30 protein-coding genes are annotated in these 25,051 nt (G+C 32.6%); 17 read left to right on the forward strand and 13 right to left on the reverse strand.

Annotated elements, in window-relative coordinates; all coding sequences use genetic code 11:
• Positions 1 to 2: 2 nt before the first annotated feature.
• On the reverse strand, positions 3 to 1,388 hold the full coding sequence (locus BS621_RS06015) for a class II fumarate hydratase (RefSeq protein ID WP_077142170.1): 1,386 nt from the start codon (positions 1,386 to 1,388) through the stop codon (positions 3 to 5).
• A 48-nt stretch (positions 1,389 to 1,436) separates the two neighbouring features.
• Positions 1,437 to 2,732, reverse strand: a complete 1,296-nt coding sequence (purB, locus tag BS621_RS06020) for an adenylosuccinate lyase (protein WP_077142171.1) — start codon at positions 2,730 to 2,732, stop codon at positions 1,437 to 1,439.
• 280 nt (positions 2,733 to 3,012) lie between these two features.
• Here purB and BS621_RS06025 point away from each other — a divergent pair, with 280 nt between their 5' ends.
• A complete protein-coding gene (locus BS621_RS06025; protein ID WP_077142172.1) occupies positions 3,013 to 3,825 on the forward strand; it encodes a TlyA family RNA methyltransferase in 813 nt (270 codons plus the stop codon).
• 1 nt (position 3,826) lies between these two features.
• On the opposite strand, the gene BS621_RS06030 is transcribed toward BS621_RS06025, so the two are convergent.
• Positions 3,827 to 4,165 (reverse strand): P-II family nitrogen regulator, encoded by a 339-nt coding sequence (locus BS621_RS06030; RefSeq protein ID WP_011377098.1) that lies wholly within the window; start codon positions 4,163 to 4,165, stop codon positions 3,827 to 3,829.
• A 24-nt stretch (positions 4,166 to 4,189) separates the two neighbouring features.
• Positions 4,190 to 4,435: a hypothetical protein gene (locus BS621_RS06035; protein ID WP_077142173.1), complete on the reverse strand. Its 246-nt coding sequence runs from the start codon at positions 4,433 to 4,435 to the stop codon at positions 4,190 to 4,192.
• Between the two features lie 189 nt (positions 4,436 to 4,624).
• Between BS621_RS06035 and queF the strand changes: the two genes are divergently transcribed.
• The gene (queF, locus tag BS621_RS06040; RefSeq protein ID WP_025889331.1) at positions 4,625 to 5,035 is read left to right on the forward strand and encodes a preQ(1) synthase; all 411 of its coding nucleotides are present in this window, start codon (positions 4,625 to 4,627) and stop codon (positions 5,033 to 5,035) included.
• On the opposite strand, the gene BS621_RS06045 is transcribed toward queF, so the two are convergent.
• The 3 genes from BS621_RS06045 to BS621_RS06055 all read right to left on the reverse strand — a co-directional run bounded on the left by BS621_RS06045 (position 5,032) and on the right by BS621_RS06055 (position 8,293).
• Positions 5,032 to 6,318, reverse strand: a complete 1,287-nt coding sequence (locus BS621_RS06045) for a cytochrome c biogenesis protein ResB (protein ID WP_077142174.1) — start codon at positions 6,316 to 6,318, stop codon at positions 5,032 to 5,034. The genes queF and BS621_RS06045 overlap by 4 nt on opposite strands.
• Positions 6,319 to 6,975 carry a cytochrome c biogenesis CcdA family protein gene (locus tag BS621_RS06050; protein WP_077142175.1) on the reverse strand — a complete coding sequence of 219 codons (657 nt, stop codon included), beginning with the start codon at positions 6,973 to 6,975 and terminating at the stop codon, positions 6,319 to 6,321.
• Between the two features lie 82 nt (positions 6,976 to 7,057).
• A complete protein-coding gene (locus BS621_RS06055) occupies positions 7,058 to 8,293 on the reverse strand; it encodes an FtsW/RodA/SpoVE family cell cycle protein (RefSeq protein WP_077142176.1) in 1,236 nt (411 codons plus the stop codon).
• Between the two features lie 267 nt (positions 8,294 to 8,560).
• Between BS621_RS06055 and BS621_RS06060 the strand changes: the two genes are divergently transcribed.
• The 11 genes from BS621_RS06060 to BS621_RS06110 all read left to right on the forward strand — a co-directional run bounded on the left by BS621_RS06060 (position 8,561) and on the right by BS621_RS06110 (position 15,915).
• Positions 8,561 to 9,037: an ATP synthase gene (locus BS621_RS06060; RefSeq protein WP_025933969.1), complete on the forward strand. Its 477-nt coding sequence runs from the start codon at positions 8,561 to 8,563 to the stop codon at positions 9,035 to 9,037.
• Between the two features lie 24 nt (positions 9,038 to 9,061).
• The gene (atpB, locus tag BS621_RS06065) at positions 9,062 to 9,787 is read left to right on the forward strand and encodes a F0F1 ATP synthase subunit A (RefSeq protein ID WP_011863567.1); all 726 of its coding nucleotides are present in this window, start codon (positions 9,062 to 9,064) and stop codon (positions 9,785 to 9,787) included.
• 164 nt (positions 9,788 to 9,951) lie between these two features.
• On the forward strand, positions 9,952 to 10,197 hold the full coding sequence (gene atpE, locus BS621_RS06070) for an ATP synthase F0 subunit C (protein ID WP_002805169.1): 246 nt from the start codon (positions 9,952 to 9,954) through the stop codon (positions 10,195 to 10,197).
• Positions 10,198 to 10,265: 68 nt separating this feature from the next.
• Positions 10,266 to 10,727, forward strand: a complete 462-nt coding sequence (locus BS621_RS06075) for a F0F1 ATP synthase subunit B' (RefSeq protein ID WP_025933968.1) — start codon at positions 10,266 to 10,268, stop codon at positions 10,725 to 10,727.
• On the forward strand, positions 10,724 to 11,236 hold the full coding sequence (locus BS621_RS06080; protein WP_077142177.1) for a F0F1 ATP synthase subunit B: 513 nt from the start codon (positions 10,724 to 10,726) through the stop codon (positions 11,234 to 11,236). The genes BS621_RS06075 and BS621_RS06080 overlap by 4 nt, the downstream gene beginning before the upstream one ends.
• Entirely contained in the window at positions 11,236 to 11,778 is a 543-nt protein-coding gene (gene atpH / locus BS621_RS06085; protein ID WP_025930851.1) for an ATP synthase F1 subunit delta, read from the forward strand. The genes BS621_RS06080 and atpH overlap by 1 nt, the downstream gene beginning before the upstream one ends.
• A gap of 30 nt (positions 11,779 to 11,808) precedes the next feature.
• A complete protein-coding gene (gene atpA, locus BS621_RS06090; RefSeq protein WP_011863563.1) occupies positions 11,809 to 13,326 on the forward strand; it encodes a F0F1 ATP synthase subunit alpha in 1,518 nt (505 codons plus the stop codon).
• Between the two features lie 18 nt (positions 13,327 to 13,344).
• On the forward strand, positions 13,345 to 14,295 hold the full coding sequence (locus BS621_RS06095) for a F0F1 ATP synthase subunit gamma (RefSeq protein WP_077142178.1): 951 nt from the start codon (positions 13,345 to 13,347) through the stop codon (positions 14,293 to 14,295).
• A 16-nt stretch (positions 14,296 to 14,311) separates the two neighbouring features.
• A complete protein-coding gene (locus tag BS621_RS06100; protein ID WP_077142179.1) occupies positions 14,312 to 14,638 on the forward strand; it encodes a 2Fe-2S iron-sulfur cluster-binding protein in 327 nt (108 codons plus the stop codon).
• Entirely contained in the window at positions 14,635 to 14,826 is a 192-nt protein-coding gene (locus BS621_RS06105) for a hypothetical protein (RefSeq protein ID WP_077142180.1), read from the forward strand. Before BS621_RS06100 ends, BS621_RS06105 begins: the two co-directional genes overlap by 4 nt.
• Before the next feature lie 27 nt (positions 14,827 to 14,853).
• Positions 14,854 to 15,915: a DUF3326 domain-containing protein gene (locus BS621_RS06110; protein ID WP_077142181.1), complete on the forward strand. Its 1,062-nt coding sequence runs from the start codon at positions 14,854 to 14,856 to the stop codon at positions 15,913 to 15,915.
• On the opposite strand, the gene BS621_RS06115 is transcribed toward BS621_RS06110, so the two are convergent.
• Genes BS621_RS06115 through BS621_RS06130 form a run of 4 tightly spaced genes read right to left on the reverse strand, consistent with a single transcriptional unit; the run spans position 15,909 to position 20,411 of the window.
• A complete protein-coding gene (locus BS621_RS06115) occupies positions 15,909 to 17,606 on the reverse strand; it encodes an NAD+ synthase (protein WP_077142182.1) in 1,698 nt (565 codons plus the stop codon). The two genes, BS621_RS06110 and BS621_RS06115, sit on opposite strands and share 7 nt — an antisense overlap.
• Positions 17,603 to 18,181: a nicotinate-nucleotide adenylyltransferase gene (locus BS621_RS06120; RefSeq protein ID WP_077142183.1), complete on the reverse strand. Its 579-nt coding sequence runs from the start codon at positions 18,179 to 18,181 to the stop codon at positions 17,603 to 17,605. The genes BS621_RS06115 and BS621_RS06120 overlap by 4 nt, the downstream gene beginning before the upstream one ends.
• Before the next feature lie 8 nt (positions 18,182 to 18,189).
• Entirely contained in the window at positions 18,190 to 19,431 is a 1,242-nt protein-coding gene (locus BS621_RS06125; RefSeq protein WP_077142184.1) for a GTP-binding protein, read from the reverse strand.
• On the reverse strand, positions 19,428 to 20,411 hold the full coding sequence (locus BS621_RS06130) for a CNNM domain-containing protein (RefSeq protein ID WP_077142185.1): 984 nt from the start codon (positions 20,409 to 20,411) through the stop codon (positions 19,428 to 19,430). Before BS621_RS06130 ends, BS621_RS06125 begins: the two co-directional genes overlap by 4 nt.
• A gap of 74 nt (positions 20,412 to 20,485) precedes the next feature.
• Here BS621_RS06130 and BS621_RS06135 point away from each other — a divergent pair, with 74 nt between their 5' ends.
• The 3 genes from BS621_RS06135 to BS621_RS06140 all read left to right on the forward strand — a co-directional run bounded on the left by BS621_RS06135 (position 20,486) and on the right by BS621_RS06140 (position 22,607).
• Positions 20,486 to 21,811: an aminopeptidase P N-terminal domain-containing protein gene (locus tag BS621_RS06135; RefSeq protein ID WP_077142186.1), complete on the forward strand. Its 1,326-nt coding sequence runs from the start codon at positions 20,486 to 20,488 to the stop codon at positions 21,809 to 21,811.
• A 54-nt stretch (positions 21,812 to 21,865) separates the two neighbouring features.
• Complete coding sequence (locus BS621_RS09450) at positions 21,866 to 22,024, forward strand: hypothetical protein (protein ID WP_198025652.1); 159 nt, start codon at positions 21,866 to 21,868, stop codon at positions 22,022 to 22,024.
• A gap of 106 nt (positions 22,025 to 22,130) precedes the next feature.
• Positions 22,131 to 22,607 carry a 30S ribosomal protein PSRP-3 gene (locus BS621_RS06140; RefSeq protein ID WP_077142187.1) on the forward strand — a complete coding sequence of 159 codons (477 nt, stop codon included), beginning with the start codon at positions 22,131 to 22,133 and terminating at the stop codon, positions 22,605 to 22,607.
• A gap of 3 nt (positions 22,608 to 22,610) precedes the next feature.
• On the opposite strand, the gene atpC is transcribed toward BS621_RS06140, so the two are convergent.
• The gene (gene atpC, locus BS621_RS06145; protein WP_025933956.1) at positions 22,611 to 23,015 is read right to left on the reverse strand and encodes an ATP synthase F1 subunit epsilon; all 405 of its coding nucleotides are present in this window, start codon (positions 23,013 to 23,015) and stop codon (positions 22,611 to 22,613) included.
• 38 nt (positions 23,016 to 23,053) lie between these two features.
• Positions 23,054 to 24,514: a F0F1 ATP synthase subunit beta gene (atpD, locus tag BS621_RS06150; RefSeq protein ID WP_011863550.1), complete on the reverse strand. Its 1,461-nt coding sequence runs from the start codon at positions 24,512 to 24,514 to the stop codon at positions 23,054 to 23,056.
• A 218-nt stretch (positions 24,515 to 24,732) separates the two neighbouring features.
• Here atpD and groES point away from each other — a divergent pair, with 218 nt between their 5' ends.
• The gene (groES, locus tag BS621_RS06155; protein WP_002806275.1) at positions 24,733 to 25,044 is read left to right on the forward strand and encodes a co-chaperone GroES; all 312 of its coding nucleotides are present in this window, start codon (positions 24,733 to 24,735) and stop codon (positions 25,042 to 25,044) included.
• Positions 25,045 to 25,051 lie beyond the last annotated feature (7 nt).

Here is a 25,051-nt window from a genome sequence, read left to right on the forward strand (position 1 = left end):
AATCAAATCATTGAATTGAAATTCATTGCTTCATCAAATTCATCTTCGTTTAAATAACCTAATTTAATTGTTGCCTCTTTTAAATTTAATGATTCTTTGAAGGCAAGGTTTGCAATTTCAGCTGCTTTTTCATAACCAACTTTTGGCACTATGGCTGTAACCAACATTAGTGAATTTTCTAAATTTAACTTCATTCTATTTTGATTAGGTTCCATCCCATCAACTAATTTTATTCTGAAGTTTTCTATTACATTTTTAAGTAATTTTAAACTTGTGAGAATATTAAATCCAATAAGAGGCTTATATTCATTCATCTGTAAAGTGCCGCTAGAATTTGCCATTGAGACTGCATATTCAAGACCCATTATCTGTGTACAAACCATTGATAAGGCTTCGCATTGAGTTGGATTAATTTTACCCGGCATAATAGAACTTCCAGGTTCATTTTTAGGAATAATTAGTTCATATATTCCTGATCTTGGACCAGAAGATAGAATTTTTATATCATTTGAAATTTTAAATAATGCACCTGCTAATATTTTTATCTGACTCATTACTTGAGCAAGACGATCATGCGAGGCCATGATAGAAAAGTTATTTTTTGATTTATAGAACATTAGATTAGTATCATAGGAAATTGATTTTATAGACTCTTCACAAAATCCTTTTGGACAATTAATCCCTGTACCAACCGCAGTTCCTCCTAGAGGTAAGAAATACAATTCATTCAGACTTATAATAATTGCATTCTCAGCATCTTTAAGTTGCTCTGACCATCCTGATATTTCTTGCCCAAAAGTAAGGGGAACTGCATCTTGAAAATGGGTTCTTCCTATCTTTATAAGGTCTTTCCATTCTTCACTTTTTTTATCAAGGACCTTAGTAAGTTCTCTGATCGTTGGAACTAAATTTTTGATTATTTCATTAACAACAGATATTTGAATAGCAGCAGGGAAAGTGTCATTTGTTGACTGAGATTTATTTACATCATCATTCGGATGAATTGGTTGATGACTACCAAGCTCTGAATTAGTTTTTAAAGCTGCAATATTTGAAATTACCTCATTAACATTCATATTTGTTTGCGTGCCACTACCTGTTTGCCAAACCTTTAAGGGAAACTGTGAATCGTGAAGCCCATCAAGTATTTCCGTACATGCCTCCACAATCAAATCTTTTTTCTTTTTATCTATTAAACCTAAATTGAAATTCGCAATTGAAGCAGCTTTTTTTATGAGGGTCAGTGAATAAATTAACTCAATTGGAATTAATTCTTCTCCAATAGAAAAATTTATTATCGATCTTTGTGTTTGAGCACCCCACAAAGCTTCCATGGGAACCTCTATTGTTCCCATACTATCTTTTTCAATCCTAAAGTTTTTGGTCATTATTCCTCTGAAAACACTGGTTTAACTTGGATAAGGTTTTCAGTAACCCTAGATACCTAACTTCTCCCATATTACACTTAAATTATTGAGATGAATTGAAGGATTAAAACATTCTTCTAAGTCACTTTGATCAATAAAATCCATAATTTCATTATCTCTCTCTATATTTTGTTTGAAATTCCCATTCTGAGTATTCCAGGCCAGATGCGCATTCTTTTGTACTAAGCTATAAGCTTTTTCTCTAGACAAGCCCTTCTCTACAAGCAAAAGTAAAACTTTCTGACTAAATATTACACCACCATATATATTTAAATTTTTGAGCATATTTTTTGGATAAACTTCTAAATTGCTCACTATATCTTGCATTTCCCTGAGCATAAAATGCAAGCAGATTGATACATCAGGTAGCATGATACGTTCATTTGAACTATGGCTTATATCTCTTTCGTGCCAAAGTGGAACATTTTCAAGTGCTGTTAAGACGTAACTCCTCAAAATTCTTGCTAAACCACTTACTCTTTCACTTCGAATAGGATTTCTTTTATGAGGCATGGCAGAACTTCCTTTTTGCCCTTTTGTAAAGCCCTCCTCAACTTCTAAAACATCAGTTCTTTGTAAATTTCTTATTTCAGTTGAGAATCTATCTAGAGAAGCACCAACTAGTGCAATAGTTTGAACATATTCTGCATGTCTATCTCTCGATATAACCTGCGTGCTTGCTGTATCAGGTTTTAAGCCGAGTAAATCACAAGTTATTTGTTCTACTTTAGGATTCGTATTAGCGTAAGTTCCCATTGCACCACTTATTTGTCCAATTGCTACAGAATCTTTCAGAGTTAACAATCTTTTTTTATTCCTAATTATTTCTGCTAACCATCCAGCAAGTTTAAAACCGAAGGAAATTGGCTCCCCATGAATTGCATGAGATCTACCAATCATTAATGTATTTTTATGCTTCCTTGCTAAAAATCTGATTTCATTTTCTAGGTTCTCAATTTCTTCTAATAACAATTCGCAAGAATCTTTTAACTGAAGAGATAAGCCAGTATCAAGTACATCACTACTGGTCATACCAACATGAATATATCTTCCAGAATCTCCTACAAATTCATTAACGCTTGTAAGAAATGCTATGACATCATGTTTAACTTCTTTCTCAATTTCTGTAATTCTAGTTTCATCAAACTTTGCATTTGAACGTATCTCTTTCATAGCATTCTCAGGAATTTTTCCCAGGGAAAAATTTGCTTCACATGCAGCTATCTCAACCTTAAGCCAACTCTGGAATTTTGCGCTATCAGTCCAGATTTTCCCCATTTCGGGTAATGTGTAACGCTCGATCACAATTTTTATTAATTATCAATTTAAACTTTATAACCAAAATCGAATTATTGCTTTATACCTTAAAGATGTACTTGCCATTGAACATATTTGCCTGGTTTTTATTTTCTTATGTAACATTTTTCTGGCTAATTAAGAAAGCTTAAACATAAAAATGTTTGCATTTATTCCTATCCTAAATAATGGGTAATTTTTTAGTTCTTATTTAAAATTGGAAGGTATTAAAGAATTTAGATCTTAATCTTGTAGAAGTTCATTTTTCAGTCCTTTTATTGATTAATAGATGATTAAAAAAAGTAGATTAGACCTTTATCTTCTAAATAATGGTTTATGTGAAACTCGTCAAAAAGCCCAAGGTTTAATTCTTGCGGGTAAGGTTAGAGATATTAATGGAAAAGTATGGGATAAACCTGGACAACAAGTATTAATTGGATCTGAATTTTTTATTGATTCCGAACCTATGTTTGTATCAAGGGGCGGCGAAAAATTATTGGAGGCATTTAAAAAACTTGAAATTAAAGTAAAAGATAAAATATGTATTGACGCAGGAATCTCTACTGGGGGATTTACTGATTGCTTATTGCAACAAGGAGCAAAGTTAGTTTATGGGATAGATGTTGGTTATGGCCAGACTGCATGGAAGATTAGAAATAATCCAAAGGTCATACTTTTTGAAAGAACCAATATTCGCAATTTAAAACCTAAGGATCTTTTATCTAGAAGTAATGAATTACCAAATTTTGTTGTTGCTGATTTGTCTTTTATTTCATTAAAGTTAGTTTTTAAATCTATTGGTAATTTATTAGAAGGTGATTGTATTGAGGGAATATTTTTAATTAAACCCCAATTTGAGGTAGGTAAAGATAAAGTCAGTAAAGGAGGTGTTGTTCGCAATCCTAAATTCCATACTGAGGCTATACAGTCTGTTATCTATGCTGCTAAGAATTTCCAATGGAATATAAAGAATTTGATAGCTTCTCCGCTGGTAGGTCCTGCTGGGAATCATGAATATTTAGCTTGGATGAAATTAGGAAGTCAATCAAATAAAAGTATTAATAGTGAATATATACAAAATTTAGTAAAAGAAACTCTTTAAATTAAAGAGCTTCTTCGTCTTTGTCGCCAGTTCTAATTCTTACAACTGAATCAATTGATGTGATGAATATTTTTCCGTCTCCTATCTCTCCAGTTTTTGCTGCTTCAGCAATCGCATCTATCACTGAATTAACCTTTTCATCTTCTACTACAACTTCTACTTTGAGTTTTTGAAGGAATTCAACAGTAAATTCGGAACCTCTATATCTTTCAACTTGTCCTTTTTGCCTTCCAAAACCTCTAACTTCACTAACTGTCATTCCAACAATGCCGGAATTTACTAATGCAATTTTTACATCCTCCAGTTTAAATGGACGTATGATTGCTTCAATTTTCTTCATGATTAAAGATTGAACATTCCTATTTTAATTGTTTTTTGGGAAAACATCCAACATTGAAATATCAGACAAACATTCAACATTAAGGCCTGCATTCTTGGCGTCTTCAATTAATAGTTGGGAATTTTCTTCAGAAATTATTACTGTACTATTTGACAGCGCTTCCCACTGATCATTCTCAAAGTGTGTTTGAAGCCATAACATTCCAATTGCAGTTTTGGGTTGAAGGGATTTATTTAATTTGTTATCAATTGTTATCAAACAAATGTCCATTAATTTTCCATTGAACTAAACACATATAAACCTTTCGACTGACATTGTGAATGTTACTATTGATACAAAAATAAGATTTAACATCTTTTGACTTAGTCAATCGTAATACTTAGATTTGTTGATACTTTTGCGAATTTTTATCTTTATATATAGTTTTTATATAGGTTTAGTAAAAAAGTTCTACTAAAAATGAGTACAGCTAAATTAGAAGATTCGACTCAAAGACCGCTATATGGTGAAAGAATTATTGAAGAATCAAAAATAATTTGTTTCGATAATCCAAATAAGAAAAGAATTTATGAAATTTCTATTCAGTTACCTGAATTTACATGTAAGTGCCCCTTTTCTGGTTATCCAGATTTTGCAAAGCTAAATATTATTTATCAACCTAATTTGAAAGTCTATGAGTTGAAGTCTTTAAAACTTTACATTAATAATTTTAGAGACATAAAAATATCACATGAGGAAGTTGTGAATAGAATTATGGATGATTTAGTGAATGAAGGTTCACCTCACTGGATACATTTAAATGCTGCATTTAACCCCAGAGGGAATGTTTCTATGCAGTTAGATATTTTTAGTGGGCAGAAAAGAAATTAAAAATTTTTTATTTCGTCTGATAATTTAAAAAATTCTTTTTTAAAACCAACTAGATTTTTATTACTAAGGCCTCCAATAGATAACTTTTGTGATTCTTTATTTACCAGAATCCATAATTGGTTTGTTGGTATAAGACTTATTATTGTTCCAAAAATTATTAAGATAAAAGAAAAGTAAATAAATGGTATAGACGGATCATTTTTAATTATTAATCCACTGCTAGGGATTATTTTTTTAAGAGATACTTTTGAAGAGTTAACTTCTAAAGGATCGTCATTGATATAGAGATTATTCCCGGAAAAATTTTCTATATTCGAAATTTTAAGTGGACCATTTTCATTATCTATTGTTAATAGGAAATTTTTTTTTGTCTCCGATCCTAATTCAACTAAAACTCCCCAAACTTGATTACCGATTTCTGGAATCTCTTTTAATTGTAATTGATAAAGGAGATTATCTATTTCTAAAACAACATTTGATATTGCCCAATCTGCTTGATAAATCGTTAATCCTTTAAACCTGATTGGGTGATTAACTTTGGTTGTTTTCATTTCATCTAAATTTAAATCTTCAGAAGAAAAATTTAATTTTGAAATAAACTGTTTGGGCACTCCATCACTTTCACGTTCTATAGAAAAATCGACTAATTTTACATTGGCTTTTGAGTTTGTGCTCTCATTAACAAGATCTAAAGTTTCTCCTGGCAGTAAATATTGTTCTTTTGATTGACTTGTAAAACTTCCATATGCTGAACCTATAAGTAAAACTATTAATCCGATATGTACAACTAAAGGGCCGATTTTTCCAATTAACCCCTTTCTTGCAGAAATATGACTATTAAATTTGTATGTTTTCCATCCTTTTTTTTTAAGTAATAAATCTACTTTTGATATATGTTCTCCATCTTGATTGATTGGATGACTTGTCGTTAGTTGCAGTTTTCTAAATTTTTTTTCGCTCTTATATTCAATCCATTTTAATGAAGCTTTTAATGAAGGAATTTGCCTCCTGAAACTACAAGCTGCCAGTGAAATGCAAAGAAGAATTAATGTAAATAAAAACCAAAAGCTTGTATATATGTGATCCAATTGAAGTTTTAAGACTTTTTCTCCATCTAAAAATCCAAAAATGGGAGCTCTATCGAAATTATCAATATAGAATTTATTATTACTACCTTGAGGAATAAAAGTACCTATTCCACTTGTAATAGCAATGAAGATTATCAGCGATATAGCGAATCTTAAACTTGATATTTTTAAAATTAGATTCTTAAAAATAATCATTTAAATCCAATTTGAAAATAAATTTAATAACCCTAGGGAAAGTAAAAATATCCCACTTAAAGTCGGAATTATTTGACTAAATTTTCTAAGAGCTAAAAATTGCTTTAAGTTTTCTGCAGTAGCTCCTGCAATGATTAATGGGGTTACTTGGCCTATCCCAAAGAAAAATAAAAAAATAATAGATATTAGCGGGTTTTTAGCTTGCGATACCCAAGCCAAAAGAGTTGCTAAAACTGGAGTAATGCAAGGTGAAGAAGCTAGTCCAAATGTAGTTCCTATGGCAAAAGGCGCTATAAATGTTGGTATTTTATCTTCAATTATTTTTATATCAGGTCCATTCGGAAACTGAAACTTGAGAATTCCTAATAAATTTAAACCCATTATTATTGCTATTAGGGCAACAAATGAATTGTAATAAGATGGAATTTGCCCATATATTTTTCCTAAGAATCCACTCGCAGCCCCCAGTGCAACAAGCGAAAATACTACACCTCCTGAAAAACTAATAAGTTTAAATTTATTTTTCTCTGTTCCGCCTATATAAGCAATTGTCACTGGTAGTAATGATAATGAACATGGCCCAAGACTTGTTAAAAGTCCCGCGCTGAAAACCAAAAATATAGTAAATAGACCAGGACTATTAAGACCATTCTGCATAAGCAGATTACCCTTTTGAGATAATTCTGAAATAACTAAATTAAATGATTCGATAGCTTGAATTTAATCCTTTAAATTCTAACTAATTAAGAGTCTTTCGTGTACTAATCATACCAATGAATCCTGTTGACTCTAATGAACATCTAACTAACATCCCTGCAATAAAAAAAGACGCTATTAATGAATTGCCACCATAACTAATGAAAGGTAGTGGTAACCCTGTAGTAGGCATTGAACCTGTTGCTACAGCAATATGCATTATTGATTGACCTGTCAACAACACACCACATCCGATAGCAACTAATTTTGTATAGTTGTTCCTGCACTTAAGACTAATTCTTAGGCTTATATAAGAAAATACTGCTAAAAATCCTAAGAATAAAGTACACCCCAACAAACCAAATTCTTCCGCAAAAATGGCAAAAATAAAATCTGTATACATGAACGGCAGATACTGTAATTTTTGTATCGACAGTCCAAAACCTTGGCCAAATAGACCACCTGAACCTATAGCTAATAAACTTTGAATCAATTGAAATCCATTTTCTTGTTGATCTTTCCAAGGATTTATAAATGAAGTAACTCTCAGTTTTTGATATTCGTTATTAAGGATGCTGATGCATCCAGTAGTTAATCCTATTGAAGCAAATGAGCAAAGAGAGCTAAGTTTTACTCCTCCACATAAACCCATTACCCAAAGAAGAATTCCAGTTAATGATGCAGTACTTAAATTAGGCTGTTTAAGTATTAATAAAATTAAAAAACCAAAGGTTATAATTGAAATTAATTTTTTATCATTCTTTACTAGATTCCAATGTGCGAAAAGATTAGAAGCTTCTAGAATTAGAAAAGGTTTAATTAATTCAGATGGCTGCAGACGTAAATTGCCAAGCACTAGCCATCTTGAAGATCCATTAACTGTAATTCCAGTAAGATTGGTAAGGAAAATCAAAAAGAATAAAATATAAAAAATAATTCTTGAAAACTTTAATAGATTTCTAATGTTTGTATTTAGTACGAAATAAAATAAACCAATTCCTGGAATTGTCCAAATGATTTGTTTTTTTAAGAAGTAAGCCCAATTTCCCATTTCCCTACTAGCTACCCACCAACTTGATGATCCTAGTATGCATATTCCTAATATTGACCAAATTCCAACGATGACAATGAGGATTTTTGCTTCATAAGGCCATATCGCCCAAGGTAATGGAAATATATACTCTGTTAAATTGCTGAAATTTTTTTTGTCATTAGAACTAAAGGTTTTTTTTCTTTTAGCAATTCTTTTATATTTTATTTTTTCTTGACTTATCTCCAATTTTTTATATGTATATTTACTATTGAGCCGTTTAATTGAGATTTTGCCAAGTCTTTTATTAACGTTTTAAAGTGTTAACGCAATTATAAATATGACTTTTCATAAATTTTATTTTTGAAGAATCAAGTAAAAAAAAGGTCTACAGATTCATAATAAATCTTAAGAATTAATTTTTTATAAAAAAAAACTAGCTAAAGGTCACCTCTCCGTGATAGATTCCGTGAGTTTATATACTTACTTAAAACCATTCAAAGGGGTTTCTAAACTATGTTCACATCAGTGGACTCAAATAGAAAAAAACTTGAGCATCCTTCTAACGAGAATGTTCAATTTCCTCAATCCCTGAATAATTCGATCATCAAAGAAAGTAAATCTGGCATTGCCAATCAAATAGATCATTTGCTTTCCCAAAATGATGAATACACAAAATTGCAATTAACAATTTTTGGAATTACTTTTATTGTTTCTATTTTATTAGCATCAATAACTGGAATTTTTCTAGGTTTTACTTTTGGTTTTAGTATTTTTATAGGAGCAATAGCCGGCATTTTTTACCTACGTTTGCTTGCCAAAAGTATAGGGAAACTTGGTAAAGAATCATCAGGTGTATCAAAATTGCAACTATTAGTTCCAGTTTGCCTCTTTATTTTTGCAAGCAAGCTAGGATCTTTAGATATTTTTCCTGCGATGATAGGTTTTTTCATTTATAAGCCTTCACTCATTCTTTATTTTTCTCGTTCTTAAGTAAATTTTTTTTATTCAAAACAAATGTTTTTTAATTCCTTGCTAACAAATTTTGCAGCATTAGAAGTTGGTCAACATCTTTATTGGCAAATTGGAAATATCAGACTTCATGGGCAGGTATTTTTAACATCTTGGATTTTATTAGGAGCGTTATTAGTTTTTATTTCTTTAGGAACTAAAAAAATGGAAAATGATCCTAAAGGCCTTCAAAACCTGCTTGAGTTTCTATGGGATTACATAAGAGATCTTGCTAGGACGCAAATAGGTGAAAAAGTATATAGAGATTGGATGCCATTTATAGGTACTTTATTTTTATTCGTCTTTGTTAGTAATTGGGGAGGAGCTTTAATTCCTTGGAGATTGATTAAGTTACCAAGTGGAGAATTAGGAGCACCTACTGCAGATATTAATACAACTATAGCCTTGGCTTTATTGGTTTCACTTTCTTATTTCTATGCAGGTTTAAGCAATAAGGGTTGGAGATACTTCGAATATTATGTTCACCCAACTCCGATTATGCTTCCTTTCAAAATTCTAGAGGACTTTACGAAACCTTTATCACTCTCTTTCAGGCTATTTGGAAATATCTTGGCTGATGAACTTGTTGTTGGTGTTCTAGTCTTTTTAGTTCCGCTAATTCTCCCAATACCTGTTATGTTCCTAGGATTATTTACTAGTGCAATTCAGGCATTGATTTTTGCAACTTTGGCGGCCTATTACATAGGAGAAGCTGTTGAAGAACATCATTAGCTGTCTTCCAATACATTCAGACGCTTTTACAAAGGGTCTGTAATCTGGCAAAATATCTAATCGCGTAGGTCTGAAAAAATCAGACCCATTCTTAAAACAAAGGATGTCCAAGCGTGTATGACAACAAAGATTATCACAAGTATTAAGCTCTTTATTTCAAAATTATGGATTCGATTACTTCCGCTGCATCAGTTGTAGCTGCTGGTTTAGCAGTTGGTCTAGGTGCTATTGGCCCAGGTCTTGGACAAGGTAACGCAGCTCAAGGTGCTGTTGAGGGTATTGCCCGTCAGCCAGAAGCTGAAGGTAAAATCAGAGGAACTCTTCTTTTATCTTTCGCTTTCATGGAGTCATTAACAATTTACGGATTAGTTGTGGCTTTGGTACTACTTTTTGCGAATCCTTTTTCCTAAAAGTTAATATTGCTTCTAATCCTTATTAGCAATATTTAAATTTAATTTTTTAACTTCAACTAAAACATATGTTGGCCTTTAATTTTTTTGGTGCTACAGAAGGTGGATTATTTGATATAAATGCCACTTTGCCACTAATGGCGATACAAGTAGTTGCACTTACTTACATATTAAACTCTCTATTTTTTAAGCCTGTTGGCAATGTTGTAGAAAAAAGAGAAAAGTTTGTAAGTAATAATATTATTGAGGCCAAAAATAAACTTTCTGAGGTTGAAAAATTAGAAGCTGATTTATTAGCTCAGCTTCAAAGTGCTCGTACAGAAGCTCAAAGAATTGTGAGCGAAGCTGAAAATGAGTCTGACAAGCTTTATAAAGAAGCACTAGAACTTGCTAACAATGAAGCAAATGCTTCAAAAGAAAAAGCAAGACTAGAAATTGAAAGTCAGACGTCTGCTGCTCGTGATCAACTTTCTAAACAGGCTGATGATCTAAGCGAACTTATTGTTAATAGATTGATTCTAGAAAAATGAATTTAACTCTTTTAGCTACAGAAGGTTTTGGATTGAACTTCAATTTATTCGAAACTAATATCCTTAATTGGGCTGTAGTAGTTTTCGGCCTTTATAAATTTTTGCCTGGTTTCCTAGGTAAAATGCTTCAAAAAAGAAGAGAAGGAATCCTTCTTGAATTAAAAGATGCTGAAGAGCGATTATTAAATGCAAATCAAGCTTTAGAAAAAGCGAAGAAAGATTTATTTTCAGCAGAAGAAAAAGCTTCTCAAATAAAAGCAGATTCCCTTAAAAGATCTGAATCAATCAGAATGGAAAGTGAGAAAAAAGCTATAGAGGAGATGGCACGAATTAAACAAAGTGCAATTTCTGATGAGAGCTCTGAAGCATCCAGAGCAATTTCTCAACTTCGAAAAGAAGCTGTTGAACTGGCAATTAAGAAAGCCTTAGATTCTCTCCCAAATCGACTTGATAAAACAACACAAGAAAATTTGGTAACTCAATCAATTAATAATATTGAGGTGAACTAATGCCACTTTTAAATTCAGTTACTACACCATACGCAGAGGCATTACTTCAAGTTGTGAATGAAAATTCGCAAACTGAAGAGATGGTTTCTGAGGTTAAACAACTCTTGGAATTAATAAATGATTCCCCTGAATTGGAGAAGGCACTATCCTCCCCCATTTTAGAGACAGATGCTAAGAAGAAAATCATTATTGAAATTTTTTCAAATAAGGTTAATTCTTCTTTACTGAATTTCTTAAAATTATTAGCCGATAGGCAAAGAATTGGAATCCTTACTTCAATTCTTGATAGGTTTTTAGAGATTTACCGAGAGAATAGTAATATTGCTTTGGCAACTGTTACTTCTGCAGTCGAGCTTACTGATGAACAGAAAGGTTTAATTACCAAAAAGATCATCAATATTGCTGGTACAGAAAAATTAGAACTTGTAACTAAAATTGACCCATCACTTATTGGTGGTTTCGTCGCCAGTGTAGGATCAAAAGTAATTGATGCTTCTCTTGCTTCACAAATAAGAAAACTTGGCTTATCTCTTTCCAAGTAACTTTTAAATCAACCTTAAATTCTTAAATCCATGGTATCTATACGCCCTGATGAAATCAGTTCAATCTTAAAACAACAAATAACTGATTACGACCAATCTGTAAGTGTTAGCAATGTAGGAACTGTTCTGCAAATCGGTGATGGCATTGCAAGAATATATGGCTTAGATCAGGTCATGGCAGGTGAGTTATTAGAATTTGAGGATGGTACCGAAGGTATAGCTTTAAATCTTGAAGACGATAATGTTGGAGCCGTTTTAATGGGTGAGGCACTTGGTGTCCAAGAAGGAAGTAACGTTAAGTCCACAGGAAAAATCGCATCTGTTCCGGTTGGTGAGGCAATGCAGGGGAGAGTTGTTAATCCTCTCGGACAACCAATAGATGGGAAAGGAGAAATTCCAACAAGTGATACTAGATTGATTGAAGAAATGGCTCCTGGAATAATCAAGAGAAGATCAGTGCATGAACCAATGCAAACAGGTATCACATCTATTGATGCAATGATTCCTGTTGGAAGAGGTCAAAGAGAATTAATTATTGGTGATAGACAAACTGGAAAATCTGCGATTGCTATTGACACAATAATCAACCAAAAAGGTCAAGACGTAGTCTGTGTTTACGTAGCTATTGGTCAGAAGTCAGCATCAGTAGCAAACATCGTAGAGGTTTTAAGAGAGAGAGGAGCCCTAGACTATACAGTCGTAGTAAGTGCAGGTGCCTCAGAACCAGCTGCTTTACAGTACTTAGCACCTTATACCGGTGCAGCAATTGCTGAACATTTTATGTATCAGGGTAAAGCAACACTTGTTATTTATGATGATCTAACGAAACAAGCTCAGGCTTATAGACAAATGTCTCTTCTTTTAAAAAGACCACCAGGAAGAGAGGCTTATCCAGGAGATGTTTTCTACCTACACAGTAGATTGTTAGAAAGAGCAGCAAAACTTTCTGATGCTATGGGAGGGGGATCTATGACAGCTCTTCCAATTATTGAAACTCAGGCAGGGGACGTTTCTGCTTACATCCCAACTAATGTTATTTCAATTACAGATGGACAAATATTCTTGAGTGCAGATTTATTTAACTCAGGATTAAGACCAGCTATTAATGTTGGTATTTCTGTTAGCCGAGTTGGAGGAGCCGCTCAGACAAAAGCAATTAAAAAAATTGCAGGAACTTTAAAATTAGAACTCGCACAGTTTGATGAACTAGCTGCTTTTTCTCAATTTGCATCTGATCTTGATGAAGCAACACAGCAACAACTTGAACGAGGCAAAAGACTAAGAGAGTTATTAAAGCAACCTCAATTCTCTCCACTGAATCTTGCAGAACAAGTTGCAGTTGTTTATGCAGGAGTTAAAGGTCTTATAGATGAAGTTCCTGTTGAAGACGTTACTAAATTTGCAACTGAACTTAGGGAATACCTAAAGTTAAATAAAGCGGAATTTATAGAAGAGATTCTTAAAGAAAAGAAATTAAATGATGGATTAGAGGCGACGCTAAAAGAGGTGATAAATGAAGTTAAATCATCAATGCTTGCCACAGTTTAAATTTATTTAGGAGATACCATGGCAAATCTTAAAGAGATTAGAGATCGAATAGTTTCCGTTAAAAATACGAGAAAAATAACGGAGGCCATGAGACTTGTTGCAGCTGCGAAAGTTAGGAGAGCTCAAGATCAAGTTCTTAAGAGTAGACCTTTTGCAGATAAACTTGCACGAGTTTTAGAAAATATTCAATCTAGAGTACAATTTGAGGCTGTAGACTCTCCTCTTTTATCAAAGAGAGAAGTAAAGAGTATAACCTTGGTATGCATAACTGCTGATAGAGGTTTATGCGGTGGCTACAACACGAATATTATAAAAAAGGTAGAAATAAGATACGCAGAATTAGTCAAACAAGGGTATGAGCCAAATTTAATTTTGGTAGGGAAGAAAGCTATTGGTTATTTTCAAAATAGAAAGGATAGATATGTAATTAAAAGTACTTTTAAAGAATTAGAACAGGTACCCACAGTCAAGGACTCTGAAGGAGTTACAAATGAGATTTTAGCTCAGTTCCTTTCAGAAAATTCTGATAGGGTGGAAATTATATACACGAAATTCATCACTTTAGTTAGCTGCGCTCCTGTCGTTCAAACACTATTACCACTTGACCCTCAAGGAATTGCTGAGGAAAACGATGAAATTTTTAGGTTGACTACAAAAGATAGTAAGTTACTTGTTGAAAAATCAAATATTGAAAAAAGTGAATCAGAGAAGTTGCCATCAGATATTGTTTTTGAACAAAGTCCTGATCAACTTTTAGATTCGTTATTACCATTATATTTACAGAATCAGGTATTAAGAGCTCTCCAAGAGTCGGCAGCTTCAGAACTCGCTTGCAGGATGACTGCTATGAATAATGCAAGTGATAATGCTAAAGAATTAGCAAGTACTTTGAATCTAACCTATAACAAAGCTAGACAAGCAGCTATTACACAAGAAATATTGGAAGTTGTAGGAGGTTCTGCAGTTTAGCAATAAGATTTAGGATATGCCTGAATACAATATCAAAGTTCAATTTGAGCAACAGACCTTTAGTTTCTCATGTTCTGAAGATCAAGATATTATTTCAGCGGCAAAAATGAATGGAATAGATTTACCAAGTAGTTGTTGTTCAGGAGTTTGTACAGATTGTGCATCCATGATATTGGAAGGATCCGTAGATCAAGAAGATGCTATGGGATTAAATGATGATTTGAGGGAAAAGGGCTTCGCACTTTTGTGTGTTGCATACCCCAAGTCAGATTTGAATATTGTTATTGGTAAAGAAGTCGAAGATGATTTATATAATGATCAATTTGGTAAATATCAAAAATGAAATTAAATTCAGTTGATTATCATTTAGATTGGCCAGTTTCAATAAAATTGAAAAATTTAAGGGAATTCATCATTACAAATTTAGAAAAAAAAGGAGATTTAATCCGATGGTCAATTGTTGATATTCAAGATTCTATTGACTCTTTTGGAACAAAAAAACTTAAAATTAAAGCTGTCTTTGCTAACTAAAAAATATAAATTGAAATATTTTTAATAATGGAAAATTCACCAACAATATTCATTGTTCCAACTGGTATTGGTTGTGAAGTAGGAGGTTTTGCTGGGGATGCGCTTCCTACAGCTAAATTATTAGCATCTGCAAGTGGATGTTTAATTACTCATCCAAATGTTATGAATGGCGGTACTCTTTCTGAAAAAGATAAAAATATTTTTTATGTTGAGGGTTATAGTTTAGACCGATTTGCTAAAGGAGAAATCGCCTTAAAAAGAGTAAAGCAGCAGAAAATTGGGATAATTTTTGATTCAGCCATTGAAAAAGAAATATTAGTAAGACATTTACAAGTTGCTGATGCATGTGTTTCTACTTTAGGGATTAATGTTCATTCTTATGTGATTACAAAAAAGCCATTAAACATAGTTATTGATTCTGATTATTCAAAAATCAGTGGTGGCATAATTGAAAATCCTGATACACTAATTGATGCTGGAAAATGTTTAATAGAAAAAGGAGTTACGGCGATAGCAATTGTGGCAAAATTTCCAGATGATCTAGATTCTTTAGAAACAAATATCTATCGAGAGGGGAAAGGGGTTGATCCTATTGCTGGAGTCGAAGCAGTTATAAGTCATTTAATAAGCAAATTTTTAAAAGTTCCCTGTGCTCACGCACCTGCTTTACATCCAATTGAATTGAATGAAAATTTAGATCCTCGTGCAGCGGCAGAAGAAATAGGATACACTTTTTTACCATCAGTACTAATTGGGTTAAGCAATGCACCTGACATTGTTGAATTGCCGGCTAAAAATGAATCAATCTCACTACACCCTGATCAGATTGAATCTATTGTTGTTCCTAATGGTGCATTAGGTGGAGAAGCAGTATTAGCAGGGATTGAAAAAGGTTTAAATATTATCTCTGTAAAAAATCAAAATACATTAAAAGTGACAAATGAGTTTTTAAATTATTCCAATCTTTTTGAAGTTGATAATTATTTAGAAGCTGCAGGCATAATTCTTGCTATCAAAAAAGGTATCAACCTTAATTCAGTTAAACGGCCTTTAAAAAAAATCCAACAGTGTTCTTATGGTGATCAATAAGATATTGCTATAGGAACTCTCCAGTCACTTCCTAATGATTGACTGCTTAGTTTTAGGATTGGAGGAGCCTGCTTTCTTTTAAATTCCGCTTTTTTTATGAGTGAGATAATTTTTAAAATTAAATCTTTTTTATAACCATCTTCTTCTAGTTGTTCTAAATCTTTTTTCTCTTCAATAATTCCTTTAAGAATATTATCTAAAATAGAATAGGGTGGCAGAGAATCAGTATCTAATTGATCAGGGCCTAATTCGGCACTTGGAGCTTTCGTACGTATATTGTCTCCAATTATATTAAAACTAGTTTCTAACATATATAACTTTCTACTATTAATTGAATCTTCACTATCAAGCCAATTGCATAATTTATAAACATTAGTTTTATATAAATCCCCAATTACAGATAATCCCCCATTCATATCACCATAAAGTGTGCAATATCCTACGGCCAGTTCTGATTTATTGCCTGTTGAGAGTAACAAATGCTTTTCTTGATTTGCTAAAGCCATAAGAAGTGTGCCTCTTATCCTTGACTGAATATTTTGATTTGTTATTTCAGCCATCTCAAAAGATAAGTTTTTTATAAATGATTCTTCAAAAGAGGTCATCAAGTTTTCAATTGGAATGGTCTTTAAACTTATCTTTAATCTTCTTGCTAAATCTTTTGCATCACTCTTTGAATGAGATGAGCTCCACTTAGAGGGCATTGAAACGCAATAAACATTATCACTTCCTAGAGCCGCTGTAGCAATTGCTGAGACAAGTGCTGAATCAATACCACCACTTAATCCAACTAAAGCTGTTTTAAATCCACATTTTTTTGCATAATCTTTAACACCAAGGACTAATGCATCAAAAATTGATGACATTTCGGAGTTTTCAAATTCATTTTTTTCAGTTTTTGTTTGCTCAATTGCCCAGCTGGAGAGATCTTCCGAAAAAGATTTTAATTGCTTAATTTTAGATCCATTCTTATCAAGAATAAAACTATTTCCATCAAAAATTAAATTATCATTTGCTCCAATCTGATTGACATAAATCAGCGGTACTTGAAGATATTGTGCAGCAAAACTGGAAACTTTGGATCTTAGCTCTAATTTTTTCAGAGTAAATGGTGAGGCTGATAAATTTACTAAAATATCAACTTTTTTTTTCTTTAAATCAAAAATAGGATTCTTTTTATGAATTCCTCTACCTTCTATATTTTTGTTGACCCATAGATCCTCACATATAGTAAAGCCAAGTCGCCAAGTTTTGTTTTTGATTTGTTTAATCAATACGGAAACTTTTTCTTCTGATCTAAAGTATCTTTTCTCATCAAATACTTCATAGGTGGGAAGAATAATTTTACGAGCAATTATTTTCCACTCACCGTGCTCAAGCAATGCAATAGAATTATAAAGATTTGGGAAAAAAGAATCATTTATTATCTCAGCTATTCCTACTGTGATACACAAGTTTCCATATTTTTTATTAATATCAAGGGCTAATTGGTCAAGAATTTGATATTGATTTTTGATTAAATTTTTTTTTAGAAGTAGGTCTTTTGCTGGATATCCCCATAGTGATAACTCTGGCGTAAGAACTAAATCAGCAGAAGTTGAGCTAGCTTTCGAAGCAATATTAAGTATTTTTTTTGCATTGCCTTCTAAATCTCCAACAACTGGATTTATTTGGGCAAGTAAAAATTTCATTCAACTAATTTGATGGATTCATATAGATTATTCTTTTTAACTATATCTATTAACGACGACGGTAAATTAGAACAATTAAAATTTAATCTAAATTTAGAACTGGAAATGTTTGGGGTTTTGATGGTTGAAATCTTAAATTTCACTCTATAAGTTTCTAACATTTTAAGAGTATTTGATTCAACAGGATATCCCTCTCTTAAAATTATAAAAAAACTTACCTCTAAAATAATTTTGTCGAAATTTTTCCAGTAGAAAATATCTTTAATTAAATCACTCCCTATAACAAAATCTAAATTATGAAATTTATAAATTTCTTTACATTTTTTGATTGACTCTACTGCCCATTGGCTACTAATTCTTTGATTAAATAAAATTTTCGGATTATCTAAATCATCAATAAGAGTTTTTAATAAATGGCTACGAATTGAGATATCCTCTATGTGCTTTTTTTTGGGGTTATTGCTCACATAGCTAATGGTAAAAGCATAAATTTTGGATAATTCTTCAAGAATTTTTTTATGTCCAATTGTAGGTGGATCAGCACTCGTACCAAATAAAGCAATGCTTTTTTCCATTTTAAGTTTTAAGGTAGAAAACTAACAAAATTATTATTTAAATTTCTATTTGAAAAATAAATATTTATGTAGTTAAAAATCTCTGGGTCATTAAAATTCATATTTTGGATCAAAATAGCAGGTTCTATAAAAGAAGCTTTGCTTCTTACAAAAATCTCTTTTGCTGCTAATTTACCTAGAATTTTTGTAGAGTAAATTGCGATTGCAGCTTGAATAATTGCTATGGGTCCATAGGGTAATAATGAAAGCCCGTTAGTAAAAGGTGCTGTTAAAAGAATTAGTTTCTTAATAAGGTTCAAAGAGGTATTTACGCCGACTTGAGTGATTCCTATACATAAATTATTAATGGATAATTTTTTAAATATTTTCCTTGTAGATTCACCTTTCAACTTTAAGCCGTAAATCTTACTTAATTCGTTAATCAATGCAGTATCTATTGCAAAACTACCAGCAACATCAAATAAAATAAAAGGATTTAGAGCTACTGCCGATGCCTTGATAGTCGAGAATTTACCAATAGTTGATTGAGCTAATTTCTGCCTCCTTTTCAATCTTTGCTCTTTTATTTTTAGAAACAATTTGTCAGCTAATTGAATAGAATTTAGTGTTAATAGTATGTCACCATATTGATTAATTAATTTTGCTACGTAATTTTCAAGATTGTTTTCATTATTAATAATTATTGGAATATTTAAATCTTTTGGAAGCTTAAACTTTATATTTTCAATTATTTCTTTTAATTCATTTTTATTATATAGATCGATTTTGTTTAATATTAAAATAATTTTTTTTCCATCTTTTATAAAAGAGCTGATTTCGTTTAACTCATTTCTATTTAAATCTCCCGAAACTATAAAAAGAATAAGATCTGAATGATTTATGAAAGAGTAAACTTTATCTGGAAATTTAATATTGCAGAAATCAAATCCTGGAGAATCTAGAAGCTCTAAACTATTGAGTGTTTGATCTTTAAGAGTCCATGTTTCCGATTGTATTTCTTTTGTGGTCCCATTAATAATATCTGTTTTGAATATTTCTTTTTTTAATAAAGAATTTAAAACAGATGATTTTCCTACACCTGATTTACCATATGCTCCAATTCTTAATTTTTTTTCTTTGAGTCTTAAAAGTTGTTGATTAAAAGAAATTATTTCTCTATTAAGAAAACTTTTTTCATAATTGGTAAGATCAATAGTCTCCCACCATTTTTTTAAAAGTAAATAATTTTCTTGAATTTTAAAATGTTTCATGATTTATTCTTCCACCAACCGGCTAATACAGATAAAACAGCTTCTGCACCAATAATTCCAACGAATCCCCCGAACTCATCTACTACTACTTTCACTCCTTTATGATTTTTGTCAAATTTAGTTAATAATTGATCTGCTTTAATCATTTCGGGAATGTAGTCCACAGGTTCGCAAATTTCTGATAATAATTTTTTACTCTCCCCATTAATTAACTCTACCAACATTTTTTCACGCTTTACTACCCCTTGTATTTTGTCAACTTTATCTCCCAAAATAACCCACCATGGAGAATTATCAGCCATTATAAGTTTTGAAATTTTTTCAAGATTCGAAGACCCATCAAGACAAGGTGCTGATACTCTAGGGATCATTAAATCTTTAGCTTTTAAATCATTTAATTGAAAAACCTTAAATATCATTGCTGCTTCATCAGCTTCTATCAAACCTTTTTGACTCCCAATTTTTGCCATTTGTCTAATTTCCTCTTCATCTGTTGAAATTTCATTTTCTGCAGTAATAACTGGAAATATTTGTTCAATTAATACTAAAAATGGTCTCATTAAAGTATGCAATACCCTCAAGATAGGAACTGCTAATAATGCTATTTGAACTGAGAATCTTGTACCAAGAGCCTTAGGTAGTACTTCTCCAACTAAGACGACTAGTACATAAAAAGAAATTGAAAATAGGGTTAGGCCATAACTACTATTAATAACCAATGCTCCATATACACCTAAAATAAGACTTCCAATTATGTTAAATCCATTATTAGTAATAGTAATGACAGTTAATGTCCTTCCAAGATGTTTTCTAAGTTTAAGGAGTTGATTTGCAGAACTTTTTGGTTTTTGTTTAGAGGCTATCTCTAGAATACGAATTGAATTAACAGCTAAAAAAGCAGCTTCTACTCCCGAACAACATGCTGACCCAATTAAAATAATAATTATAAGAACAACTAAACCGTAAACACTTGGTTCCATTAAAATAGATTAGATACTAAATCGGTATTAATTCATTCTTCCATTTTTTTTTTAAACACGCCAATACACTATCTATGTTTAAACCTGAAAATAAAGTTTTTGAAGAAAGAAGAGAAATCTTTCTCAATAAATTAAATGGAAAAGCTGCTATTATCCCTGGTGCTAATCTCGTAAAGCATCATGCTGATTGTGAATATCCTTTTAGACAAGATAGTAATTTTTGGTATTTAACCGGTTTCGATGAGCCAGATGCAATCGCTCTTTTCTTATCGCATAAGCCAAAGGGAGAGAGATTTATTATGTTTGTTGCTCCTAAAGATGTTATAAGCGAAGTCTGGCATGGCTTTAGATGGGGTTTAGAAGGCGCTGAAAAAGAGTTTAATGCTGATAAGGCTCATTCTATAAACGAATTAAGAGATTTTCTCCCAGCCTATATCAATGGTTCTGATGAACTCGTTTTTTCTATTGGTAAGCATCCATCAGTTGAGAAAATAATATTGGAAATTTTTTCAAAACAACTTGAAAATCGCTCAAGATTAGGCATTGGTGGAAATTCTATAAAATCTCCAGAAATTTATTTAAATGAGATGAGATTAATTAAAAGTGAATTTGAAATTAAGAGAATGAGAGAGGCTATACGAATCTCGGCCGAAGCTCATGAATTAGTTAGAGAATCTATCTCATCAAAGAAAAATGAAAGACAAATTCAGGGTCTTCTAGAGGGATTTTTTCTGGAAAAAGGGGCTAGAGGACCAGCTTATAACTCAATTGTTGCATCAGGGGATAATGCCTGTATTTTGCATTACACTTCAAATAACTCACCCTTGAAGAAGGAAGATTTATTGTTAGTGGATGCTGGTTGCTCACTTATTGATTATTACAATGGAGACATAACAAGAACTATTCCAATTGGTGGTAAATTTTCTAATGAGCAAAAAGTTATCTATGAAATTGTATTGAGTGCTCAGAAAAATGCAATTAAAAGTGCTGTAAAGGGATCGAATTCTAGTCATGTTCATAATGTTGCTTTAACAATTCTCATAGAGGGATTAAAAGAGATTGGTTTATTGTCAGGAAGTACTGAGGAGATAATTGAGTCTCAATCTTATAAACATCTTTACATGCATAGAACTGGACATTGGCTCGGCTTAGATGTTCATGATGTTGGAGCATACAGAATGGGGGATTATGAAGTGCCATTACAGAATGGAATGATTCTTACTGTAGAACCTGGGATCTATATAAGTGATAGGATCCCAGTACCTGAGGGACAACCCCCTATAGATGAGAAATGGAAAGGCATAGGAATTAGAATAGAAGACGATGTCTTGGTTACAGATACAAACCCAGAAGTTTTAAGTATTGCTGCACTAAAAGAAATTTCCGATTTAGAATTTTGAAATTTGACTTATCAAGTTATTAGATTTATTTTTTATTAAGTTTAAAGCTCAAAAATGAATAAGTCCGATTCATATGATTCGAAACTCTCTCAAGCAAGAGGCTTAGCTAGTCAGCTTGGCATGTTCGCAGAAGAAAACGATATCCCCAAGGATCTTTGGGATGCATTGGAAGCCACTATTTATGATTTTTATGATGTATCTCATGATAGATAAAAATTCTATTTAGAAGATATCGATAACTAAAATCAAGAAATTTTGAATAATTCGATCAAAATGTCTCCATAAACTGATAAATTATTTATTGAATCTAAATAAGTGAATGACTTCATCAGATAAGTTAAATCAAAATTCAATGGAAAAAAAAGAGAAAAACAGTGATGCACCAAACTCTAAAAATTCTTCTCCTAATTCAGGAATGATGGGTGCCACAGCTGTATTGGCAGCCGCCACAATTGATGAAGATGGGGTACCTACGGGTTATACCCCTAAACCTGATGAAGGAAGGTTCATAATTAAAGTATTGTGGTTACCAGATAATGTTGCTCTAGCAGTGGATCAAATAGTAGGTGGAGGCCCTAGTCCTCTTACTGCTTATTATTTTTGGCCAAGAGATGATGCTTGGGAAAAATTAAAAAGTGAACTTGAGAATAAAGGTTGGATTACAGATAACGAAAGAGTAGAAATTTTGAATAAAGCTACTGAAGTGATAAATTATTGGCAAGAAGAAGGTAAGACAAAAAAATTAGAAGAAGCCAAATTAAAGTTTCCCGAAGTAACTTTTTGTGGAACCGCTTAAAGATTAGTTCTTTGCAGCTTGAATTCTAGCCTCAGCCTTGGAAACCTCTTTCAAGGCTTTAATTTTTTCTGGATTTTTTTCATTTTCAGAAAATTTGCTAATTGCTAATTTTGCTTCTTTAAGATCTTGTTCAGCATTTTGAACATTAATTTCAGAACCAATTTCAGCATTATTTACTAAAACTATAACTTCATCTGATTCAATTTCAGCGAAGCCTCCCATAAGAGCTATTGATTTCCACTGGGAATTCATTCTTAGCCTTAAAACGCCAATATCTATAGCAGTAACTAAAGAGATATGCCCTGGGAGTATACCAAGTTGACCAGTAGTACTAGGAAGGATTACTTCTTCAGCTTCGCCTTGATAAACATTTTTATTAGGAGCTAAAACTTTTAGAGAAATTGCCATTAATTTAAGATTATTGAAGGTTAAATATATTTAAGTATTTATTTTTCTGATTTTATTTTTTCAGCCTTTGCTTTAACTTCATCAATATTCCCAACTAAGTAAAATGCCTGCTCTGGTAAGTCATCCAATTCACCTGATAAAATCATATTGAAACCAGCAATTGTATCTTCTAATTTTACATATTTTCCAGACATTCCTGTAAATATTTCTGCTACGAAGAAAGGCTGTGAGAGGAATTTTTCAATTTTTCTGGCCCTGTCGACTGTTAATCTATCTTCTTCAGAAAGCTCATCTAAACCAAGAATTGCGATAATATCTTGAAGTTCTTTGTATCTTTGTAAAGTTGATTGAACAGCTCTGGCTGTTTTGTAATGCTCATCGCCAACAACTGATGGTTGTAGCATGGTGCTCGTTGAGTCTAATGGATCAACTGCTGGATAAATTCCCTTAGCTGCAAGAGCTCTAGCAAGCACGGTAGTAGCATCTAAATGGGCAAAGGTCGTAGCTGGAGCAGGGTCTGTTAGGTCGTCAGCAGGTACGTAAACAGCTTGGATAGATGTTATTGACCCTTCTAATGTAGATGTAATTCTTTCTTGTAATTCACCAACGTCAGTTCCCAGCGTTGGTTGATATCCAACAGCTGAAGGCATTCTTCCCAGTAGTGCAGATACTTCAGAACCAGCCTGAACGAATCTAAAAATGTTATCTACAAAAAGTAGGACGTCTTGTTTATTAACATCTCTAAAATGTTCGGCCATTGTAAGTGCTGATAAGCCTACTCTCATTCTTGCACCAGGTGGCTCATTCATCTGTCCAAAACACAAGGCTACTTTAGATTGAGTTAAATCATCTGCATTAATAACTCCAGATTCTTTAAATTCTTCATATAAATCGTTCCCTTCTCTAGTTCTTTCTCCTACACCACCAAAAACAGAAACTCCACCATGCTCCTTTGCGATGTTATTAATTAATTCTTGAATAAGAACTGTCTTCCCAACACCAGCACCTCCGAATAATCCAACTTTTCCTCCTTGTCTGTAAGGAGCCAAAAGGTCGATAACTTTAATACCAGTTTCAAAAACTTTTGGCTTAGTTTCTAGGTCGGTTAATTTTGGCGCAGCTCTGTGGATTGGAGCGGTATCTTTAGTATTTACTGGACCTTGTTCGTCTACTGGTTCTCCTAAAACATTAAATATTCTTCCTAAAGTTGCTTCTCCAACAGGTACTGATATTGGTGCTCCTGTGTCGATTGCCTCCATGCCCCTTACAAGGCCATCTGTGCCACTCATTGCCACTGCTCTTACCCTATGGTCACCTAGGAGCTGTTGGACTTCTGCAGTGAGCGCTATATCTTGTCCAGCTGGATTTTTAGCTTCAATTCTTAAGGCATTTAATATTTTGGGCAATTTCCCAGCTGGGAATTCTACATCTAGAACTGGACCAATTACCTGACGAACTACGCCTTTTGTTTGTGAAGAAGTTGATGGAGTTGCTACCATTTTTTATTGATTGGTGATGAATAGCTGATTTAAACAGCTGATAATCCGAAAATACTACCACCTAATGGGTAGATTCGTTAAATGGGTTCGGCCACCCGCACAGTTTAAGTATGGTTTAATTGCCGCTTTGCAGATTATGTTGTTGATGATACGGATGGAGAACTTCTCTTTCCTTTTTTATGACGCAAAGCGTCTCAATCATGATCCTCCATTAATCTATGGCAGCTGTTTCACTTACGGTCTCTACAGTAAAACCACTGGGAGATAGAATATTTATTAAAGTTTCCGCATCTGAGGAAAAAACTGCTGGGGGCATTCTTTTGCCTGATTCAGCTAAAGAAAAACCACAGGTTGGAGAAGTTGCTCAGGTGGGCCCTGGCAAACTTAATGACGATGGTTCTCGACAAACTCCAGAAGTGAGTATTGGCGATAAAGTTTTGTACAGCAAATATGCTGGCACAGACATTAAATTGGGAGGAGATGAATATGTCTTGCTCTCAGAAAAGGATATTTTAGCTGTAGTAAGCTAAAATATTT

It is taken from the genome of Prochlorococcus sp. RS04, assembly GCF_001989455.1.
Taxonomy (GTDB): domain Bacteria; phylum Cyanobacteriota; class Cyanobacteriia; order PCC-6307; family Cyanobiaceae; genus Prochlorococcus_A.

Coding starts and splice junctions, on each gene's coding strand:
- BS621_RS06015 (WP_077142170.1), bottom strand. CDS start 1,388: ATGACCAAAAACTTTAGGATTGAAAAAGATAGTATGGGAACAATAGAG.
- BS621_RS06025 (WP_077142172.1), top strand. CDS start 3,013: ATGATTAAAAAAAGTAGATTAGACCTTTATCTTCTAAATAATGGTTTA.
- BS621_RS06030 (WP_011377098.1), bottom strand. CDS start 4,165: ATGAAGAAAATTGAAGCAATCATACGTCCATTTAAACTGGAGGATGTA.
- BS621_RS06035 (WP_077142173.1), bottom strand. CDS start 4,435: ATGGACATTTGTTTGATAACAATTGATAACAAATTAAATAAATCCCTT.
- queF (WP_025889331.1), top strand. CDS start 4,625: ATGAGTACAGCTAAATTAGAAGATTCGACTCAAAGACCGCTATATGGT.
- BS621_RS06045 (WP_077142174.1), bottom strand. CDS start 6,318: ATGATTATTTTTAAGAATCTAATTTTAAAAATATCAAGTTTAAGATTC.
- BS621_RS06050 (WP_077142175.1), bottom strand. CDS start 6,975: ATGCAGAATGGTCTTAATAGTCCTGGTCTATTTACTATATTTTTGGTT.
- BS621_RS06060 (WP_025933969.1), top strand. CDS start 8,561: ATGTTCACATCAGTGGACTCAAATAGAAAAAAACTTGAGCATCCTTCT.
- atpB (WP_011863567.1), top strand. CDS start 9,062: ATGTTTTTTAATTCCTTGCTAACAAATTTTGCAGCATTAGAAGTTGGT.
- atpE (WP_002805169.1), top strand. CDS start 9,952: ATGGATTCGATTACTTCCGCTGCATCAGTTGTAGCTGCTGGTTTAGCA.
- BS621_RS06075 (WP_025933968.1), top strand. CDS start 10,266: ATGTTGGCCTTTAATTTTTTTGGTGCTACAGAAGGTGGATTATTTGAT.
- BS621_RS06080 (WP_077142177.1), top strand. CDS start 10,724: ATGAATTTAACTCTTTTAGCTACAGAAGGTTTTGGATTGAACTTCAAT.
- atpH (WP_025930851.1), top strand. CDS start 11,236: ATGCCACTTTTAAATTCAGTTACTACACCATACGCAGAGGCATTACTT.
- atpA (WP_011863563.1), top strand. CDS start 11,809: ATGGTATCTATACGCCCTGATGAAATCAGTTCAATCTTAAAACAACAA.
- BS621_RS06095 (WP_077142178.1), top strand. CDS start 13,345: ATGGCAAATCTTAAAGAGATTAGAGATCGAATAGTTTCCGTTAAAAAT.
- BS621_RS06100 (WP_077142179.1), top strand. CDS start 14,312: ATGCCTGAATACAATATCAAAGTTCAATTTGAGCAACAGACCTTTAGT.
- BS621_RS06105 (WP_077142180.1), top strand. CDS start 14,635: ATGAAATTAAATTCAGTTGATTATCATTTAGATTGGCCAGTTTCAATA.
- BS621_RS06110 (WP_077142181.1), top strand. CDS start 14,854: ATGGAAAATTCACCAACAATATTCATTGTTCCAACTGGTATTGGTTGT.
- BS621_RS06115 (WP_077142182.1), bottom strand. CDS start 17,606: ATGAAATTTTTACTTGCCCAAATAAATCCAGTTGTTGGAGATTTAGAA.
- BS621_RS06120 (WP_077142183.1), bottom strand. CDS start 18,181: ATGGAAAAAAGCATTGCTTTATTTGGTACGAGTGCTGATCCACCTACA.
- BS621_RS06125 (WP_077142184.1), bottom strand. CDS start 19,431: ATGAAACATTTTAAAATTCAAGAAAATTATTTACTTTTAAAAAAATGG.
- BS621_RS06130 (WP_077142185.1), bottom strand. CDS start 20,411: ATGGAACCAAGTGTTTACGGTTTAGTTGTTCTTATAATTATTATTTTA.
- BS621_RS06135 (WP_077142186.1), top strand. CDS start 20,486: ATGTTTAAACCTGAAAATAAAGTTTTTGAAGAAAGAAGAGAAATCTTT.
- BS621_RS09450 (WP_198025652.1), top strand. CDS start 21,866: ATGAATAAGTCCGATTCATATGATTCGAAACTCTCTCAAGCAAGAGGC.
- BS621_RS06140 (WP_077142187.1), top strand. CDS start 22,131: ATGACTTCATCAGATAAGTTAAATCAAAATTCAATGGAAAAAAAAGAG.
- atpC (WP_025933956.1), bottom strand. CDS start 23,015: ATGGCAATTTCTCTAAAAGTTTTAGCTCCTAATAAAAATGTTTATCAA.
- atpD (WP_011863550.1), bottom strand. CDS start 24,514: ATGGTAGCAACTCCATCAACTTCTTCACAAACAAAAGGCGTAGTTCGT.
- groES (WP_002806275.1), top strand. CDS start 24,733: ATGGCAGCTGTTTCACTTACGGTCTCTACAGTAAAACCACTGGGAGAT.